This is a genomic window from Psychroserpens damuponensis (assembly GCF_000826655.1).
In the GTDB taxonomy this organism is placed as follows: domain Bacteria; phylum Bacteroidota; class Bacteroidia; order Flavobacteriales; family Flavobacteriaceae; genus Psychroserpens; species Psychroserpens damuponensis.
In genome coordinates, this window is sequence record NZ_JXJO01000009.1 from 119,317 (window position 1) to 135,868 (window position 16,552).

Consider the following 16,552-nt stretch of genomic DNA (forward strand, 5'->3'; position numbering starts at 1 on the left):
AGCCACTTAAATGAGTAGCAATACTTATTTAAGTATTACACAAATAGAACTCCTTGGTATGGTCACCAAGGAGTTCGCTTTTTATATAGACTCATCTTTTTTCTTCGGAAACATAACTTCAACACACTATTGTTGCTGTTTTATTAAAGCCCTTTATAATTAGAACAGTACAAATATTCGTGTTGCAAGATTACAGCACTGTTTTTTCGGCTCTAATTAAAAATCTATGTTTAATTACGTGCATGGTTATATATTTTTCTAGATTATTCTTAGAAATTATTCGATAAACACTCATAAAGTTTTAATTTTGCAATTCACAAAACACAGTATGAGTTTAGACAATTTAGCAGTACAAGATAAAAAAACCGATAAAGAATTATATAGTTATCAAAAAGGAGCCATTGATCAAATTTTTGAAAAATTTGAAACTGCTCCAGATGATTACCATTTGTTATATCAACTACCAACAGGAGGAGGTAAGACGGTTATTTTTTCTGAAATTGTACGTCAATATCTAAAAATTCACAAGAAAAAAGTACTCGTTATGACTCATAGAGTCGAGTTATGTAAGCAAACATCTGTGATGCTTACAAGTTTTGGTGTTACTAATAAAGTAGTAGATAGCAAAGCGAACTTAGACGATCAAGATGAGTATAGTTGTTATGTTGCTATGGTTGAAACCTTAAATAACCGACTTAATGATGATATTCTTGATATTTCTGATGTTGGTTTAGTTATTATTGATGAGGCACATTATAACTCTTTTACAAAATTATTTAAGTTTTTTGAAAACTCATTTATTTTAGGCGTTACAGCTACGCCTTTGAGTTCTAATAAAGATCTACCAATGAAAGGTAATTATAGCGAACTCATAGCTGGAGAAACCATAGAATCTTTAATAGAAAATGAATTTTTGGCTAGGGCAGAAGTCTTTCAGTATGATATGGGATTAACCTCTCTAGAAGTTGGAAGTAATGGAGACTATACCGTAAAATCTTCTGAAGATTTATACACTAGTCCTGCCATGTTAGATAAATTATTGGAAGCTTATAAAAAGCATTCCGCAGGAAAAAAAGCTTTGATTTTTAATAATGGTATTAACACCTCAATTATGGTGTATCATACATTTAGAGAAGCTGGTTTCCCAATTATGCATCTTGATAATACAGCAACCAAAAAGCAGCGAAAAGAAATTTTAAAATGGTTTAAAGAAACTCCAGACGCTATTTTAACCTCTGTAAGTATCTTAACCACTGGTTTTGATGAACCAACTATTGATACCATTATTTTAAATAGAGCAACAAAATCTTTAACACTATATTACCAAATGATTGGTCGTGGATCTCGAATCCTGAACAATAAATCTAAATTTACTGTTATAGATTTAGGAAACAATAATTATAGATTTGGACCTTGGGGAGCCGATTTAGATTGGCAAACTATTTTTAGATCTCCTAATTATTTCATGGATAGGCTTAAAGACGATGAAGCCATTGAAGGTGATTTTAAACATGAAATGTCTGAAGAACTTCGTGCAGAATTCTCAAAATCTGAAGAAGTTTATTTTGACGTAAAACAAGTGTATAAAGATGCAACTTTTGGAGGTATCTCTTCTAAAGTCGTTTTAGAGCGTTCTATTGAACAACATGCAAAAATTTGTGTAGAAAATAGCGAAGATGTTTATGATGCGCTGGCACTAGCTAAACAATTAGGACCAGATATTGATGTAAGAATCGATATGTATGCTAAGTGTATAAGCAAGAGTACCTATAATTTTTTAAAATGGCTAAGAGACGATTATCGTAAAAAATTGAATAGTTATTTACGTGCTAATTTTGATGAGGTATTTGAGCAAATTCATGGTCATCCACCTGAAGATTGATATAAAATCAAACAAAAAAAAGACTATTATAAATTTATAATAGTCTTTTTTTTTGTTTGCTATATGCAACCTTATTTGAGGTGCTCAGTCGTTTGTTCTAAATCTTCATTTGATACTCCACCTTGACTGTATAATTGGTTTTCTTCATCTTTTAGTTTTGAAGGCTTAACCTTATTAGGTAAAGAACGACCTGGTATATCCAAATCTTTTCCTGTGAAGTCTACAGGCTTTTCTCTCTCCTTTAACAACTCGTCGTCGCTTAGTTCTGTTTTTAAATTTCCAGCTTTATCACCTAAGGCCTTTTTATCGTCCTCAGTAATATTAGGATTATAATCTAATTTTTTGTCTTCATGTGTCTCTTTCATAATGTGTCTTATTTATTTACAATAATGGCATGTATAACTCCAGGAACCCATCCTAATATCGTAAGTAAAATATTTATTAATAAATTTTTACCAACACCATGCTCCAAAAATACAGCAACAGGTGGTAATAATACACTTAGGATAATTGTTAGTAATGACATAATTATTGTTTTTTAGTTAAACTTAATGACTTCAAATATATAGTAACAACTCATTGTTGTTTACCTGATATGGATATAATATTAACGTAATACCTATTTATTTGATAGGGTTAGTAATCCTTGCTTATGAGCAAAATCGTATTAATTGACGTGACTATATTTGTTGAAATTAAAACATAAGTTGTTATGAAAAAGAATATAGTAGTACTCGCAATAATTTTACTAACTGCATTTGCTTGTCAAAATACAGCTAAAGCCCAAGCGCCAGATGCTGTTAAAAAAACCTTTCAAGATATGTATCCAGGTGAAAATGATCCAGATTGGCACTTAGATGATCATGGTAATTATGAATCTAATTTTAAGATCGATGGTATTAAATACAGAGCAGATTTTTCTCCTAACGGAAATTGGATTGAGACAGAAAGTAGTATAAAGGTAAAAGATTTACCTAAAGCCATAAGAAATATCATCAAAACCGATTTTGGTAGCGAAGATATCACAGAGGTTGAGAAAGTGGAGCACCACTCTAAAGGTTTGTTTTACGATGTTGAGTTCAAACAGAAAGGTAAAAATAAAGATGTAGAGTTTAAACCCAATGGAACGATCATAAATTAAAATTTGTACAACATAAGATAGGTGTTGAGAAAACGTTAATTAACATCCAATCATGGTGATAATGTTGTAACTTAATACCTTTGAAAAAGTGGTTGATAATGATATTTAGAGGATTTGTATTCGTGTTTTTTTTAGGATTATTTTTTAATTGCGGTTCTGCCAAACCAACAGCAACACCAGAGCAAATTGCAAGGTTAGATCAATTGGTAAAAAATCAATCTTTTGTAATTGAGTCTAATTGGGCTTTACCTCAAACCACCAATACTTTAATGGCTTTACAAAATGCAGGTTTCTTTTCCACAGGAGATAGTGCAAGTCGTATCAGTCTGTCTGGTAATCCCAATGAGCTTAAAATTGACAACCAAACAGTAACGTCACAACTTCCTTATTTTGGAGAAGTACAATCTACTTCTGGATATAATGGTTCAGATAATAGCATCAGTTTTGAAGGAGATTGGACAGATTATCGTGTCGTTAAGAACGATAATAGTAGTTACACTATCAGGTTTGATGCCAAAAGTCATTCCGAAAATTTTGATGTCATCATTCATTTGTACCCTAATCTTAGTAGTGAAATCATCTTAAAAGGAGCAAAGCGATTTCCTATTAGATACACAGGGTTTGTGAGTTCAATTTCCGAAGAAAATTAATTACGCATTGTTAGTGAAACGTTGTTATTTTGGCTTATAAATTATCACATTTGAAAATTTGATTAATCAATATCTAATTCATCTTTTAAAGCCTCTAGTTGTTCGTGAGCGTTTTTTAATATGTCCTTATTTTCTTGGTATGACAAGGAGATGTTCACATTACAATTAAGACATGTGAAATGTTTTTCTGAAAAAATGTCATGAACATTAAATTCTATATTTGTTTTACACTGAGGACATGGGATACTAGGCATAATTCATAATTTTATAAAGTTGAAGATAATCATTTTTTGGTTTAAAAACTGTAACTTTCTATTTTCAAAAACGTTACAATGTCATTAACTCAAAAATTAGTATGCTTATCTTTTTTATTATCGTTGACAATTTCTGCTCAAGAAAACCTTACACCTTCTAAACAATTTTGGAACGCTTTAAAGGCGCACTGCGGAAAAGCATATCAAGGTCAATTAGAATTGCCCAAAGAAGATAAAGATTTTGGAGGCAAGCAATTAGTGATGCATGTGCGTAAATGCACAGAAAATAAGATGAAAATCCCTTTTTTTGTTGGAGATGACAAATCTAGAACATGGATTTTAACTTATGAAAATGATCGTATCGCTTTACAACACGATCATAGACATAAAGATGGTACTGAGGATGCTATAAATTTTTATGGTGGTAAAACAACCAATACAGGTAAAGAGGATATTCAAATATTCTCTGCAGATGCGCATACGCAACAATTAATTCCTGGCGCAGCAACAAACGTGTGGTGGATCACAATAAACGAGAGTACTTTTACCTATAACTTAAGACGTTTAGGGACAGATAGAGTTTTTAAAGTCGTTATGGATCTCACCCAAACTATTAAAACTCCTGAGGCTCCTTGGGGATGGAAAGATTAATGTTTACACAAATCTTCAATTAGAGTAATCGCTTTAAATTGTAGCCAAACCATACTTAAAGAACAAAAAAAACATGTAACGATTGTCATCTAAGTTTTCATAGTTTAAATTTATAAACTTAATGTAACCTCAAATCCAATAGCGTCAGAAATGGCGCCATCTTTCATTTTACTGTTATAATTAATTCCCCAGAGCATTCTATCTATTTTAAATTTAGTCGTCATGGTTGTATCATCATAATTAACTTTAGCCTGAAATGATATTGGGTTCGTAATACCTCTAATTGTTAAGTCTGCGTAGATTTTCATTGTAACAGCATCATGATATTTTACGCTTGTAATGATAAGCTTGGCAGTTTCAAAATTGGTAACATCAAAAAAATCTGGATCTTTAAGATGATTTACAAGGCTTTCATTAGGTTCGTCATCTTCAATATCTAAACATATAATGGAATTCATATCAATTGTAAATTCACCACCCGAAATCACATCATTAGTCTTAATAAAATAACCATCTTTAAAATCTATAGTGCCATGGTGTCCTCCAAAATAAAAGGTGTATTCTCCAGACCATTTTATGTTACTTTTTTCAACATTAATGGCCAATTTTTCCTGTGCATTTCCAAATGTAAGCATACCTACAACAGCAAGTAGTACTAAAATTTTTGTTTTCATAAGTTTTGTTTTTAACATAATTCAGGATTGATTTCTTGTCGTAAAACTAGATTTAGATCGAGTAAAAAATGTCAAAAAAATGTAAAAGAAGTGTCAACAGTTGTAAAAAGTCACGAATTATTATGTTATTTACACACTATTATGAATAATCAATCTACTTACTATAAAATTTTCTTAGCACTGTCAGTCCTTCTAATGGTGCTTACTTCTTGTACTACAAATGATAATTTTGCAGGTTCAGAAAAAACAAAAGTGGCTTTACGAGAAGCAGGTCATCAATTATTACTTCGGAAATTGGATTCTACATCATTAGTGCTTCCAATAAAACAAATAGAACATAACATATATAGTTTATCATTTGAGAAACCCATATCTCTAGAACCTACACATATTGTTTCTACAATTGATAGCAGTTTATCTGTAATCAATATCTCTAAAAATTACCTTGTAGAAGTTATTCAATGTGTAGATGATGAAGTTGCCTATAGTTATGAAATGAACATAGAGGAGGAGCGAACTTTAATTCCGTGTTCTGGACGTAATCTTCCGGAAGCTTGCTATATAATTACTGTAAATTTTTTAGACCTTGCACCTCCTAGTGGTTTTAGAAAACGACATACACCGTTGGTATTTGTTTTTGGAGTGTTATGCTTTCTAGCGTTTAAATATTGGAAGAAAAAAGCATTGCAAAATAATGCCGATAAACATACTTCTAAAACGCTAAATTCTAGTGAAAATAAGAGCAATTATTCTGAAATAGGAACCTACAAGTTCTATCCGGAAGAACATAAACTTGTTAAATCGGCAACAGAAATTAGCCTTTCAAAAAAGGAATGTGAGCTCTTAGAAATATTTGTAGCCAACCCAAATCAAATTATAAAACGAGAAGAACTCACAAAACAAGTATGGGAAGATAATGGTGTTTTTGTTGGTAGAAGCTTAGATACTTATATTTCTAAATTACGAAAAATATTAAAGGATGATGACGCTATAAAAATTACCAATGTGCATGGTGTTGGTTATAAATTAGAAGTCAAATAAATTCTAGTATTTATAATTTGTACCATTATTTTTATACTTTCTATAGCTAGTTCCTTTGGTACACGGACAATCACTAATGCCTTGTAATAAATCGATACCAATAGTTATACTGTGCGTTCCAGAGTTATATCCAGATAAATCGTTAATGGTCATTTGATATGAATAAGCAAAATAAAAGTTGTTTTTCATAACTCCAGCCATGGGTCCAAGATTCAACGGATTGAAAAATTGGTCATTTAAAAAACGATACGATGCACCAACCCAATAGTAATCTCCAGATCTGTTAAACTTTCGGTATTTAAAGTTTAAATCTGTCGCAGATCGTTTATCACTATTAAAATATTGGATAAACATAGAAGGTTCAAACTCTACATCTTTACTGGTTGGGCTATTAAAAACATAGCCCGTATACGCCTGAAAATTTAATAGGTTTCTAGGTTCTACACCTACAAAATCATCAATATCTTTATTTAAAATATTGTTGGCATTCACACTTAAATAATACCTGTTAAAACGGTAAAGTAATCCTACATCAAAATTGTTATTTGTGATGGCTCTATCATCTGTAATACTAGGATCTATTATGGGAATTTCTTCGGTAGGTTGAAAATTTTCAATATCAATTCTAAAACTATTTAGGTTATATGATAATCCAAATGATAAGTACTGTTTCGAGGTGTAATCTAATATTATGTGGTGAGCAAAAGAGAATTTTGCTCCTTTTTGACGCGTATTTCCATTTCTATCATTATACAGTGTCAATCCAACACCAGATTGTGTTGCAATTCTAAAATCGGCATAAAGTGCTTGATTATCTGGCGCATCTTTAATTCCAACCCATTGTGTAAGTCCGTTAAGTCTCACTTTTAAGTTATCACCAATTCCTGCATAAGTTGGAGAAATAACAAAGTCATTATCTGCCAAATATTGTGTCCAAACAGGTAGGTTTAATTCTTGCGCATATCCAAATGTGCAAGACGCTAAAACGAGATATATTATAAGTTTTTTCATTGTGAATCGTTTTTAATTTGAGGGTTTATAATTACCTGTATAGTGTAAAGTGTCCAACATAATCTTTCTCTACCAACGGACTGTTAGGTTGTACAACATACCAATAGTCACCAGTAGGTAAATCTTTACCATTATATTTTCCATCCCAATATTCACCAACATGGTAGGTTGCTACTTTACGACCATATCTATCAAAGATGTCGAAAGTAAGATTTGGATAATCTTCCACACAACCTGGAGCCCAAGTATCTGCAGTACCATCGCCATTTGGTGTAAACCAATTAGGAATACATGGTCCTAAAAATTCTATTTCTATTGTAGCTTCAGCTTGGCAACCACTGCTATCTGTAACTATTACGGTATAAGTACCTTCTTCAGTCACAACATATACATTAGTATCTCCATAGTGTTCTCCGTTGAGTGTATATTGGTTACCACCAGTTCCACCAGTAGTGACTGCTATGATTTCACCAGGCGCACTACCTTCTTGTAAGATAATAGCTAAAGGTTCAAAGTAATCTATGTCAAAAAACACGGTTTTAATACATCCATTTGTATGTCTAACTTCTATAAAATGGTCAATTCCTGGAACTACATTATTAAATACATTACTTGGTTGAAACGTTCCTCCATTGAGAGCGTAATCTAACTCGTTAAGATCTACTGCATTGTCATCTTCTAAGGTTACAGTTACTGTATTTACAGTCATGTTGTTTTCACAAGCATATTCTATATCTACAATTGGATCAAAACTAACTGATGGAGGGAATGTGATATTCCATTCCGTTTCACAACCTTGAGCATCTCTTACAAATACAATATGATCACCACCTCCTAAGTTTGTAAAATCAAATTCTGTTTGAGTTGCAGATCCTGTTGTATATGGACCATTGTAATCATCTAAACTCACACTATAAGGTAATGTTCCTCCAGAAATGTCAATACTAAACTCTGCGTTGTTTTCACCTTCACATGTTTCTTCAAATAAAGAATCTGGTACAATACTTAATATCACTTGTTCAGGATTGGTTACTGTAAAGTCAAATATTTCGTAGCATCCTAATTCATCTTGTACAATAACTGTATAAGTATCTGGAGCAAGATTTTCAAATATATTAGTTTCAAAAAATTGATCTAATTGAGGCGAAATAGCATATTTAATAACTCCGGTTCCACCAGTAGCATTAATGGTTAAAATTCCATCTTCATTTCCGCTACATGTTACATCGTTAACTGTAAAATCAATAGTTAATGGCGCAGTTGGCTCTGTAATTGTAATAGGAGCAGAGGTTGTTTCACAATCACCACTTTCTACATGAACGATATAGGTTCCTGCAACGAGTTCTGTAAACATTCCAGGAGAATCTTGTGTAGCTGTAATTGTGTTTCCTAAATTATCTTCAAGGGTATAAACATAGTTTCCTAATCCGCCTTGAGCCGTTGCTACAATTGTACCAGTATTATCTCCAGCACAATTAATTGTAGGATTGGTTGATAGTAAATTAATAGTTAAGTCTAATAATGGGTCAATTGTAATATCGTTTGATACATTGGCAATACAGCCGTTAATATCTCTCACATAATAATGATATGTTCCTACAGGAACAGAAAATGTGGTTGCATTTGTAAATGATCCTAAAATAGTGCCAAAACCACTATCGTTGCTATATTCGTAAGATCCTGTTCCTCCAGTTGCACTAAGTGTGATCGTAGATTCTACATCACAAGTTTGTGTTGTAGTAACGACTAGGTTAGCTTCAATAGGAGTAGGTTGAGTGATTACAATTTCCGAAGATAATAAGAAACATTCGTTACCATCGCTTACAGATATTGTATAAGTTCCTACACCTAAATCTGTAAATATACTAGACGTTTGAGGACCAGAAGTTGCTGCTATTGGTGCAATAGTATTTAATGTGTAAATATAATCTACGCCTTGACCACCCGTAACATTTGTAACAGAAATTGATGCGTTTTGATCTCCAAAACAAGCCAATGTAGAAGCACTTGGTGTAAAAGTAGCGTTAATTGGGTTTGGTTCTTCTAGTGTAATATCTATTGAAGCTACGCAACCTTGGGCATCCATAACGTTTACAGTGTAAGTTCCTGCAGCTAAGTTTGAGAATGACCCATTAGTTGAAAATGGTACAGTTGCAGCTCCTGTTAGTTCATATTGATAATCACCATAGCCTCCTTCTGCAATAGCAGTAATTGTCCCTTGACTATTATCACATGAAACGTTAGAGGTTTCCGAAGCATTAAGCGTTAAAGCACTTGAAGGTGACGTAATAATAACGGTAGATGTTGCATTACAAAACGGACTCTCAGTTTCTGTAATGACTACAGTAAATGTACCAGCAGCCATTCCTGAAACAGTTAATGGGTTGGTAGATGTGTTGGCATTAACGACTCCAAAAACAGAGGTAGAACTACTATCAAAAACTTCATAATTATAAGCGCCAGAATAACCACTAACATCAATATCAAATGATCCTGAGTTATCTCCAAAACAAGTTAATGCAGTAGAATTTGTGCTAAACGTAGGAGGCGTTGGAGCTTGTAGAGAAACCGTCACATCTTCTGTACATGAGGTTACTGTATCTGTAATAGTTACTGTGTAAAGCCCTGAAGGTACTCCAGAAAATATACCACCTGTTTCAGTAATTGAAGCTGGACTCGGACTAATACTATAAGTAAACGTTCCAGATCCACCAGTGTTTGTTACTGTAATTTCGCCATCATCATCGTTACAAGTTGCAAAAGCAGAAACTGTAGGCGTAATTTCTATAGGTGCAAAAATCTCGATACTTACTAGATTTCCACAACCGTTAGCATCTTGTATTTCTATAGTATGAGTACCAGCAAATAAGTTTGAAATTGTAAAAGGTATGGATTGCGTTTGAAAAGCACCACCATTAATGCTAAAGCTATATGGCGCAATTCCTGGATTATCTAAAGTTACGTCAATTTCAAAATCACCATTACTTATATCACATGTTGTATTAATTACTGCGGAAATGTTAGGGACATCATCCATTGGTAAAATAACCACAGGACTTGTAACGATACAACCATAAGCATCAATTACATGTACATAATAATTTCCTGCATCTCTGTTGAAAGTACTTGCCGATGCCCAATTTGCATCAGTCTCTAAAGGAGAAGTAGCTGTTGTTGTAAGTTGATATTGATAAGGTGCAGTACCATTTTGAGCAATAGCACTTATAACTCCTGAGTTTGCATTACAATTTGCATTTTGATCTACAGACGTTTGTAATTCTAATAAGAAAGCAGATTCAGTAATATTAAAAGGAGCAGTTACAATACCACAGCCAGCATTTGGACCTGAAGCTTCTGAAATAGATACAAAATAATTACCAAAAGGTAAAGGACCTAAATCTGATACCGTTAAACTTCCATTAGCTGGTACATTTCCAGACCCTATAATACCAGTCGTGTTTAATGATAAAGAATCGAATATTTCGTAATTCACATCTACATTAGATGCGTAAACACTATTAATTGTAAATGATACATTACCATCATCACTTCCTGTACATGTGATGTTATTAGAACTTACAGCGTTAAGTGTAAGTGTTGAATTTGTAGGTATTGGAGTTGTTGCTGGTTCATAATAGCTACATAATGTAGAAGCATCATAAACAATAAAAGTATAAGTCACTCCAGGTAATAAATTATCAAATGTAGCCGATTGACTGCCAGGCATGTCTTCTGGTAGCCAAGTACCAACACCAGGATAAGACGTGGTTGGTCCTTCATAAATAGCAAAGTAAAATGGTCCTGCACTAGATAAAGTTGATCCCACACTTACTACGGCTTCACCACCTAAAGCACAATCAACAGTAGTTGTAATATCAATATCTAAATCGGTAGGAGGTGAGGCAACTAAAACATCTTGAGTTAGTATAGAACAACCATTAGCATCAACAATATTAATCTCATATAAACCAAAATCTACAACATTAAAACTAACCGAAGTTGATCCAGTATTATTTAATTCAGAATTTGCATAACCGTTAGTTCCACTTACAAAATAATTATAAGGTGCTGTTCCTCCAATCACAGAGTTTATAATAACTGAACCTTGAGATATTCCACCAGATGTACACGTGATGTCAATGGTATCGAAATCTATTTGAATAGGGTCTGGTTGATTTATCGTTACAGTTTCCGAAGAAAAACAAAGATTCGCATCCGTGATTGTAACGGTGTAAATTCCTGCAGATAATCCAGACGTTTGTGTACCATAATCTGTGTTTGTGGTATCGTTATTGACATTGATGATAAAAGGAGGAGTACCAACGGTATCATCAATTGTAATATCTAAAGCACCATTTTCATCTCCATTACATAATATGGGTTGAGATTCTACAACCAAACTTAACGCTGGAGGTGATATTGGGTTCACGGTAATACTATTTGATTCTGCGATACAACCATTAGCATCTGTAATTTGAAATTGATATGTTCCAGCTGTAGATGTATTGTATGTGAAAGGTGTACCTGTTCCACCTAAGTTTGAGTAGCTACTTCCATCAATTGAAACGGCATAGTTAAATGGTGCTGTACCTGTAATGACACCAGAAATTATGGCATCAGGAGTCGTTGTACAATCTAGACCAGATGTTAAAACTATAGATATTGTTGGTGTTGGAATTGGATCAATTGTAATAGATTCGGTATACTCACAATCATTTTCATCTCTAACTTGAAAAGTGTAAGTTCCTGGTTCTAATCCTGAAAATGATGTAGATGTTTGGTAGGTTGTAGCACTTGCTGCAGGCGCTATAATTTGATATTCTAACACACCTGTTCCTCCAACTGTATTAGTTATTGTGACTGTTGTTGTATTTGTAGGACACGTTATTGGAGCACTATCGAAGTCTAAATCTGTAGGCGGATTTAAAGCTTCAACAATGACGTCATTGGTAATTACCGTACAATCGTTAGCATCTTGTATTGAAATGGTATATGAACCTGCAGTTAAATTGGAGAACTCATTACTCGCTTGAAAGTTGACACCATCAATACTATACATATAAGGTGCATCACCACCTGTAACAGTAGTTACAGTAATTGTGCCGTTTGATGTACATGTAAAAGGAGCAGTTAATTCTGCTGTTCCAGAGATGGCATCAGCTTCAATAATACTAACCGTTTGTGCTACTGTTTCACAATTTGAAGCTCCAATTGAATAGGCGACAACCACCTCATAATCACCTGCAATTAATCCAGTAAATACTGGAGAATTTGAAAATGTTACACCGCCATCAATACTATAAGTTAAACTATTACCATTGGTTGCAGTGACATCAATTGTGATTGCTCCTGTATTACCAGATCCACCACAAGCAATATCTGTTGTGTCAATTGTGAATTCTGGTTGATCAATAGCTTCTACAGTAATCGTTGTCTCTGCACTACAATTGTTTGCGTCAACAACTAAAATATCATAAACACCTGGTGTGCTTACTACTATTTGAGGAATTGTTTGAAAATCTGTAGATCCATTTACAAAATAGAAGTAAGGAGGAGTGCCTCCAACAGGATATGCCGTAATTTCACCTTCTTCACATGTTAAAGGTACTGTAATTGCAGCTGAAACTGTTAGTAATGGTGGTTCAATGATTATTATATCTTCGGAATAAAAACAGCCATTTTCAGTTTCTACTGTTGCTGTATAAGTACCTGCATTTAAGTTTTCAAAAATGTAGGTGTTTTCTAGAATTGGTCCAACACTATTGACAAGAGTTCCACTTTCACTTAATGTATACGAGTACTGTGGGTCAACATCATTTGCAGCTAATTGAATACTTCCTTTATCTCCATGACATAACGGTTGTAAAATAGTTGTTGATACTGAGAAATCTCTATCTCTTATTTGAATTTCCTGTACACTAAAAATACATGGGTTGGTTGGTACTCCAATTTGTCTCACATAAACGGTATATGTTCCTGCAGTATCAATTGCAAATACATTACTGGTTTGATAGGTTACATTATCTAAACTATATTCATAACCTGATGGTACATCTAAAACTGTAATACTACCTAATGTTGAACAAATAATATCTGTAGCAATTACTGTTGGGTTTAATGAATTTTGATAAACATTAAAATAAAATTGTACAAAACATCCACCTTCATAATTAATAGTTAGTCTAAACTGTCCTGCCGTATCTACTAAATAGTTTGATCCATTTGCAACTTCATTCCATGTGCATGTGTCATCTTCATTTGCACAATCTGAATCTGAAACAGCATCGCAACTAGACTCATCTAGTTTTTCCCATATGATAGATGAAGCTCCAGAAATATTAGTTTGTATATCTCTAGTATCATTTTCTCCACATAAAAATATATTAGGTAACAGTTTTCCATTATTAGGACAAGTAACAACTTCATCTGCATAAGGGATTACTGGGTTTTCTATATTGCCTCCAAATAATTGAACGACATACTCTTGCACAATAGATTGACATGGTGCTATTGCTGTGTTAAATGAATAGTATGTCCCAGTTTCTGATACTGTTATTGTTTGACCAGTACCAATTACTGGAGTACCTGTAGGACTTGTAGACCAAGAGTATGAATCATAATTATTGGCAGCAGTAATGTCTAAAGTATTTCCGCAAAGGATTAAATTTTCTGAAAATTGACAATCTAAATCGGCTAAAAAATTAGTGGCTTGTGGTGAAATTAAACATCCAGTATTACTATTTATACTAGGGTCGTCGGTAATTTGAAACGTTGGATTATAAAAACCGTTATAAGTTGCGTAAGCTTGATTGTTAATAATATTAGAGCATGCATCTGCTAATTGGTTACACTCATCGACCACTTGTGCTTCAATACGTATTTCGTAAACTGGATCATTTTCTTCAACTAAAGAATCATCAATAGCAAATATTAACTCTCTAGTTGTTGCATTATAACTTACTACAGTTACTCCAGGAGGTAAAACTAAGTCGGTTGGATGATTGTAAATAATATTTACAGGAAGGATATCTCTTATTTGTAAATTCGTAGCATGATCATTTCCTGTATTTTGGAAACCAATAACATAATTTAATGACGATCCTAAGCCGACTGTTTGTCCGCCAATATCATTACCTGCATCATCTTCTACAATTTTAGTAAGTACAACATTTGGTTCGATGATATCTACAGCAAAAGCAAAGAAATATGGGAAATAGGTGTCACCACTAGTTTCTAAGCGAATAGTAGCCGCTGTAGCATCATTGGCAATAACTCCGTTTCCTGGGTTAGGGATAGCCATAACTCCTGTATCAAATCCTAAAGTATTTGTACTATTTGGAACCCTATTATTTACAGGTGTGGCATCTAATTGAGTAACCGAACTATTAAAAAAGTTAGCCACAGGACGATCTACAGTTGATAAACTAACACCATTTAATCGTAATCGATCTCCAAGAATTGGACTATCGCCTTCTAAAGTTGCAAATGCAAAATTTGCTCTTACTGGTGCAGGAGCAGGAACAGTTCTAAATCCGTCAACAGGTATATCTAAAGCTGTGTTATTGCCAGCAACACTTATTGCGCTAAACCCATCAAAACTTGTAATCGATTTACCAGGAAGCGTTGGGTCTTCGTACACAATAAATAAAGACCAACCAGCAGATTGTCCAGTACCATTATAAGGTGAGTAGTTTGCAGTCTCACCAACGTCAGATGAAACATTGGCAACAGTATAAGTACCTAAATCATTACCAGAGCCAAAACTAGTGACTATATCTGTTACATCAGCAAAACAAGCATATGAAAAACTATCGCCTCCATCAACAGTATTACCATTAGCATCATAAATTATGGTACCTGTTACATCGTTATATCCACCAGATGGACCCTTTAACTTTACATTGGTAATAGATTCGTTACCTGGATTTACTGCTCCCCAATATAATCCTGCATAAATAATTCTATAACAGTTTGGGTTAGGTATATCTAAATCTGAACTCGATGAACTAAAAGTTGATCCATCACCATCAATGTCAATATATTGCATGTTAACATTATGATTATATACCGAGTTGTTATTAAATGCATTATTGTTTGGTCCTAAAATATTGTTACCTATTAAAACAATATCTCCTTTAAGATCCTCATTAAATCGAGGTTGAAAAGGCTCATAATTTTGCGCATATGATTGTAGGCCAATAAATAGAAGTGAAACAATGATTATTAATCTTGAAAAAGTAGGTTTTTTCATGGTGTTTAATTTTTTGTTTATTCTTGAGTTAACTAGGGCAAGTCAACCCAAGAATAAGGCCTGGTTTTATATATTAGTTCTCTATTTTCACAAGAGATAGTTTTTGGTTATATGGTCTATTACCTTTTGACTGTAAAGCTTGGTTAGCTTGTTCGATACTTTCAAATTTATCATAATAGATATAGTACTTACTCGTTTTTATATCATAAAAGAAATCTACATTTGAACGTCCTGAAGCCACAACTTTAGTTATAAAATCATTACGTTTAGAAATGTCGGAGTGTACAGCCAGTACTAAGTAATAACCGTTATCTACGTTTTGTACATTTTCTAAAATTTGAATATTATCACTCAATTCTTGACCAAAATCAAAATCGGATGCAGTGATTGGTGTATCGGTCAAACTTGTTGTTTCTTTTATGTTTTTTAATGTCGCTCTATCCTGTGAATAGCGTTCTTCTTCGTTATCAAATGCTGCTTTTTTAATACGACGTCTTCTTTCAAACTCTGTAGCAATTTTTATTTCTGCTAATCTAGTATCTAAATTAATTCTTGCTTGTGTTGCTTTTAATTGTTCTGATTCTAAGCGATTAAGCGCTTTTTGATAATATAAATAAACTTCATCATTGGTAATTGTATCGGCTTTATACTTGTCATCATATAATGCTTTTAATTCTTTAATTTTTTCATTTCTATTATTAATCACTTCATCTAATTGTGATTTAATAACTTCTAATTTGTTATTTTCTTCCGTAATACTTTTAAACGGTTTTGGACCAACAGTGATACCCTTTTCACTTAAATCATTTTCCTCTTTTAAATCTTTAAGGTCTTCATTTTTAATAGCAACAATAGCATCAAAATCTTGTAATAATTTAGTTTGTGTTTTTTTAGATTCTTCAGCTTGTTGGCTAATCTCGTACATAGATTTACTAATATCATCTTGAGGGTTTGAGATTAATTCGTCTTTAGCTTGAGCCTCGGCTTCTTCTTTAGC

Annotated in this window: 10 protein-coding genes and 1 pseudogene; 5 read left to right on the forward strand and 6 right to left on the reverse strand. The window is 33.2% G+C overall.

The annotated features are described in order from the left end of the window. Nucleotides 1–328: 328 nt before the first annotated feature. Entirely contained in the window at nt 329–1,882 is a 1,554-nt protein-coding gene (locus TD29_RS04270) for a DEAD/DEAH box helicase (protein WP_040279133.1), read from the forward strand. A 71-nt stretch (nt 1,883–1,953) separates the two neighbouring features. Here TD29_RS04270 and TD29_RS04275 read toward each other — a convergent pair whose 3' ends face one another. Next, nucleotides 1,954–2,247 carry a hypothetical protein gene (locus TD29_RS04275; protein ID WP_040279135.1) on the reverse strand — a complete coding sequence of 98 codons (294 nt, stop codon included), beginning with the start codon at nt 2,245–2,247 and terminating at the stop codon, nt 1,954–1,956. Between the two features lie 8 nt (nt 2,248–2,255). Next, entirely contained in the window at nt 2,256–2,408 is a 153-nt protein-coding gene (locus TD29_RS04280; protein WP_040279136.1) for a YqaE/Pmp3 family membrane protein, read from the reverse strand. 186 nt (nt 2,409–2,594) lie between these two features. Between TD29_RS04280 and TD29_RS04285 the strand changes: the two genes are divergently transcribed. The 3 genes from TD29_RS04285 to TD29_RS04300 all read left to right on the forward strand — a co-directional run bounded on the left by TD29_RS04285 (nt 2,595) and on the right by TD29_RS04300 (nt 4,578). Continuing rightward, the gene (locus TD29_RS04285; RefSeq protein ID WP_040279138.1) at nt 2,595–3,023 is read left to right on the forward strand and encodes a PepSY-like domain-containing protein; all 429 of its coding nucleotides are present in this window, start codon (nt 2,595–2,597) and stop codon (nt 3,021–3,023) included. 98 nt (nt 3,024–3,121) lie between these two features. Continuing rightward, entirely contained in the window at nt 3,122–3,673 is a 552-nt protein-coding gene (locus tag TD29_RS04290; protein ID WP_052466973.1) for a DUF4251 domain-containing protein, read from the forward strand. Between the two features lie 332 nt (nt 3,674–4,005). Then, nucleotides 4,006–4,578 carry a hypothetical protein gene (locus tag TD29_RS04300; RefSeq protein WP_040279140.1) on the forward strand — a complete coding sequence of 191 codons (573 nt, stop codon included), beginning with the start codon at nt 4,006–4,008 and terminating at the stop codon, nt 4,576–4,578. Between the two features lie 110 nt (nt 4,579–4,688). Here TD29_RS04300 and TD29_RS04305 read toward each other — a convergent pair whose 3' ends face one another. Beyond that, nucleotides 4,689–5,252, reverse strand: coding sequence for a YceI family protein (locus TD29_RS04305; protein ID WP_161792596.1), 564 nt, complete (start codon nt 5,250–5,252; stop codon nt 4,689–4,691). Between the two features lie 141 nt (nt 5,253–5,393). On the opposite strand from TD29_RS04305, the gene TD29_RS04310 reads away from it, so the two are divergent. Further along, nucleotides 5,394–6,293, forward strand: coding sequence for a winged helix-turn-helix domain-containing protein (locus TD29_RS04310; RefSeq protein WP_052466975.1), 900 nt, complete (start codon nt 5,394–5,396; stop codon nt 6,291–6,293). Between the two features lie 3 nt (nt 6,294–6,296). On the opposite strand, the gene TD29_RS04315 is transcribed toward TD29_RS04310, so the two are convergent. From TD29_RS04315 to TD29_RS18455, 3 genes and pseudogenes are all read right to left on the reverse strand, one after another. Further along, nucleotides 6,297–7,304 carry a PorP/SprF family type IX secretion system membrane protein gene (locus TD29_RS04315; RefSeq protein WP_040279144.1) on the reverse strand — a complete coding sequence of 336 codons (1,008 nt, stop codon included), beginning with the start codon at nt 7,302–7,304 and terminating at the stop codon, nt 6,297–6,299. A 31-nt stretch (nt 7,305–7,335) separates the two neighbouring features. After that, nucleotides 7,336–15,555: a T9SS type B sorting domain-containing protein gene (locus TD29_RS04320; RefSeq protein ID WP_040279145.1), complete on the reverse strand. Its 8,220-nt coding sequence runs from the start codon at nt 15,553–15,555 to the stop codon at nt 7,336–7,338. Nucleotides 15,556–15,628: 73 nt separating this feature from the next. Continuing rightward, a pseudogene (locus TD29_RS18455) lies at nt 15,629–16,552 on the reverse strand (PorP/SprF family type IX secretion system membrane protein); the annotation flags it as partial.

Excerpts from the sequence above, each read along its gene's own strand:
- TD29_RS04270 (WP_040279133.1), top strand. The coding sequence starts at position 329 with ATGAGTTTAGACAATTTAGCAGTACAAGATAAAAAAACCGATAAAGAA.
- TD29_RS04275 (WP_040279135.1), bottom strand. The coding sequence starts at position 2,247 with ATGAAAGAGACACATGAAGACAAAAAATTAGATTATAATCCTAATATT.
- TD29_RS04280 (WP_040279136.1), bottom strand. The coding sequence starts at position 2,408 with ATGTCATTACTAACAATTATCCTAAGTGTATTATTACCACCTGTTGCT.
- TD29_RS04285 (WP_040279138.1), top strand. The coding sequence starts at position 2,595 with ATGAAAAAGAATATAGTAGTACTCGCAATAATTTTACTAACTGCATTT.
- TD29_RS04290 (WP_052466973.1), top strand. The coding sequence starts at position 3,122 with ATGATATTTAGAGGATTTGTATTCGTGTTTTTTTTAGGATTATTTTTT.
- TD29_RS04300 (WP_040279140.1), top strand. The coding sequence starts at position 4,006 with ATGTCATTAACTCAAAAATTAGTATGCTTATCTTTTTTATTATCGTTG.
- TD29_RS04305 (WP_161792596.1), bottom strand. The coding sequence starts at position 5,252 with ATGAAAACAAAAATTTTAGTACTACTTGCTGTTGTAGGTATGCTTACA.
- TD29_RS04310 (WP_052466975.1), top strand. The coding sequence starts at position 5,394 with ATGAATAATCAATCTACTTACTATAAAATTTTCTTAGCACTGTCAGTC.
- TD29_RS04315 (WP_040279144.1), bottom strand. The coding sequence starts at position 7,304 with ATGAAAAAACTTATAATATATCTCGTTTTAGCGTCTTGCACATTTGGA.
- TD29_RS04320 (WP_040279145.1), bottom strand. The coding sequence starts at position 15,555 with ATGAAAAAACCTACTTTTTCAAGATTAATAATCATTGTTTCACTTCTA.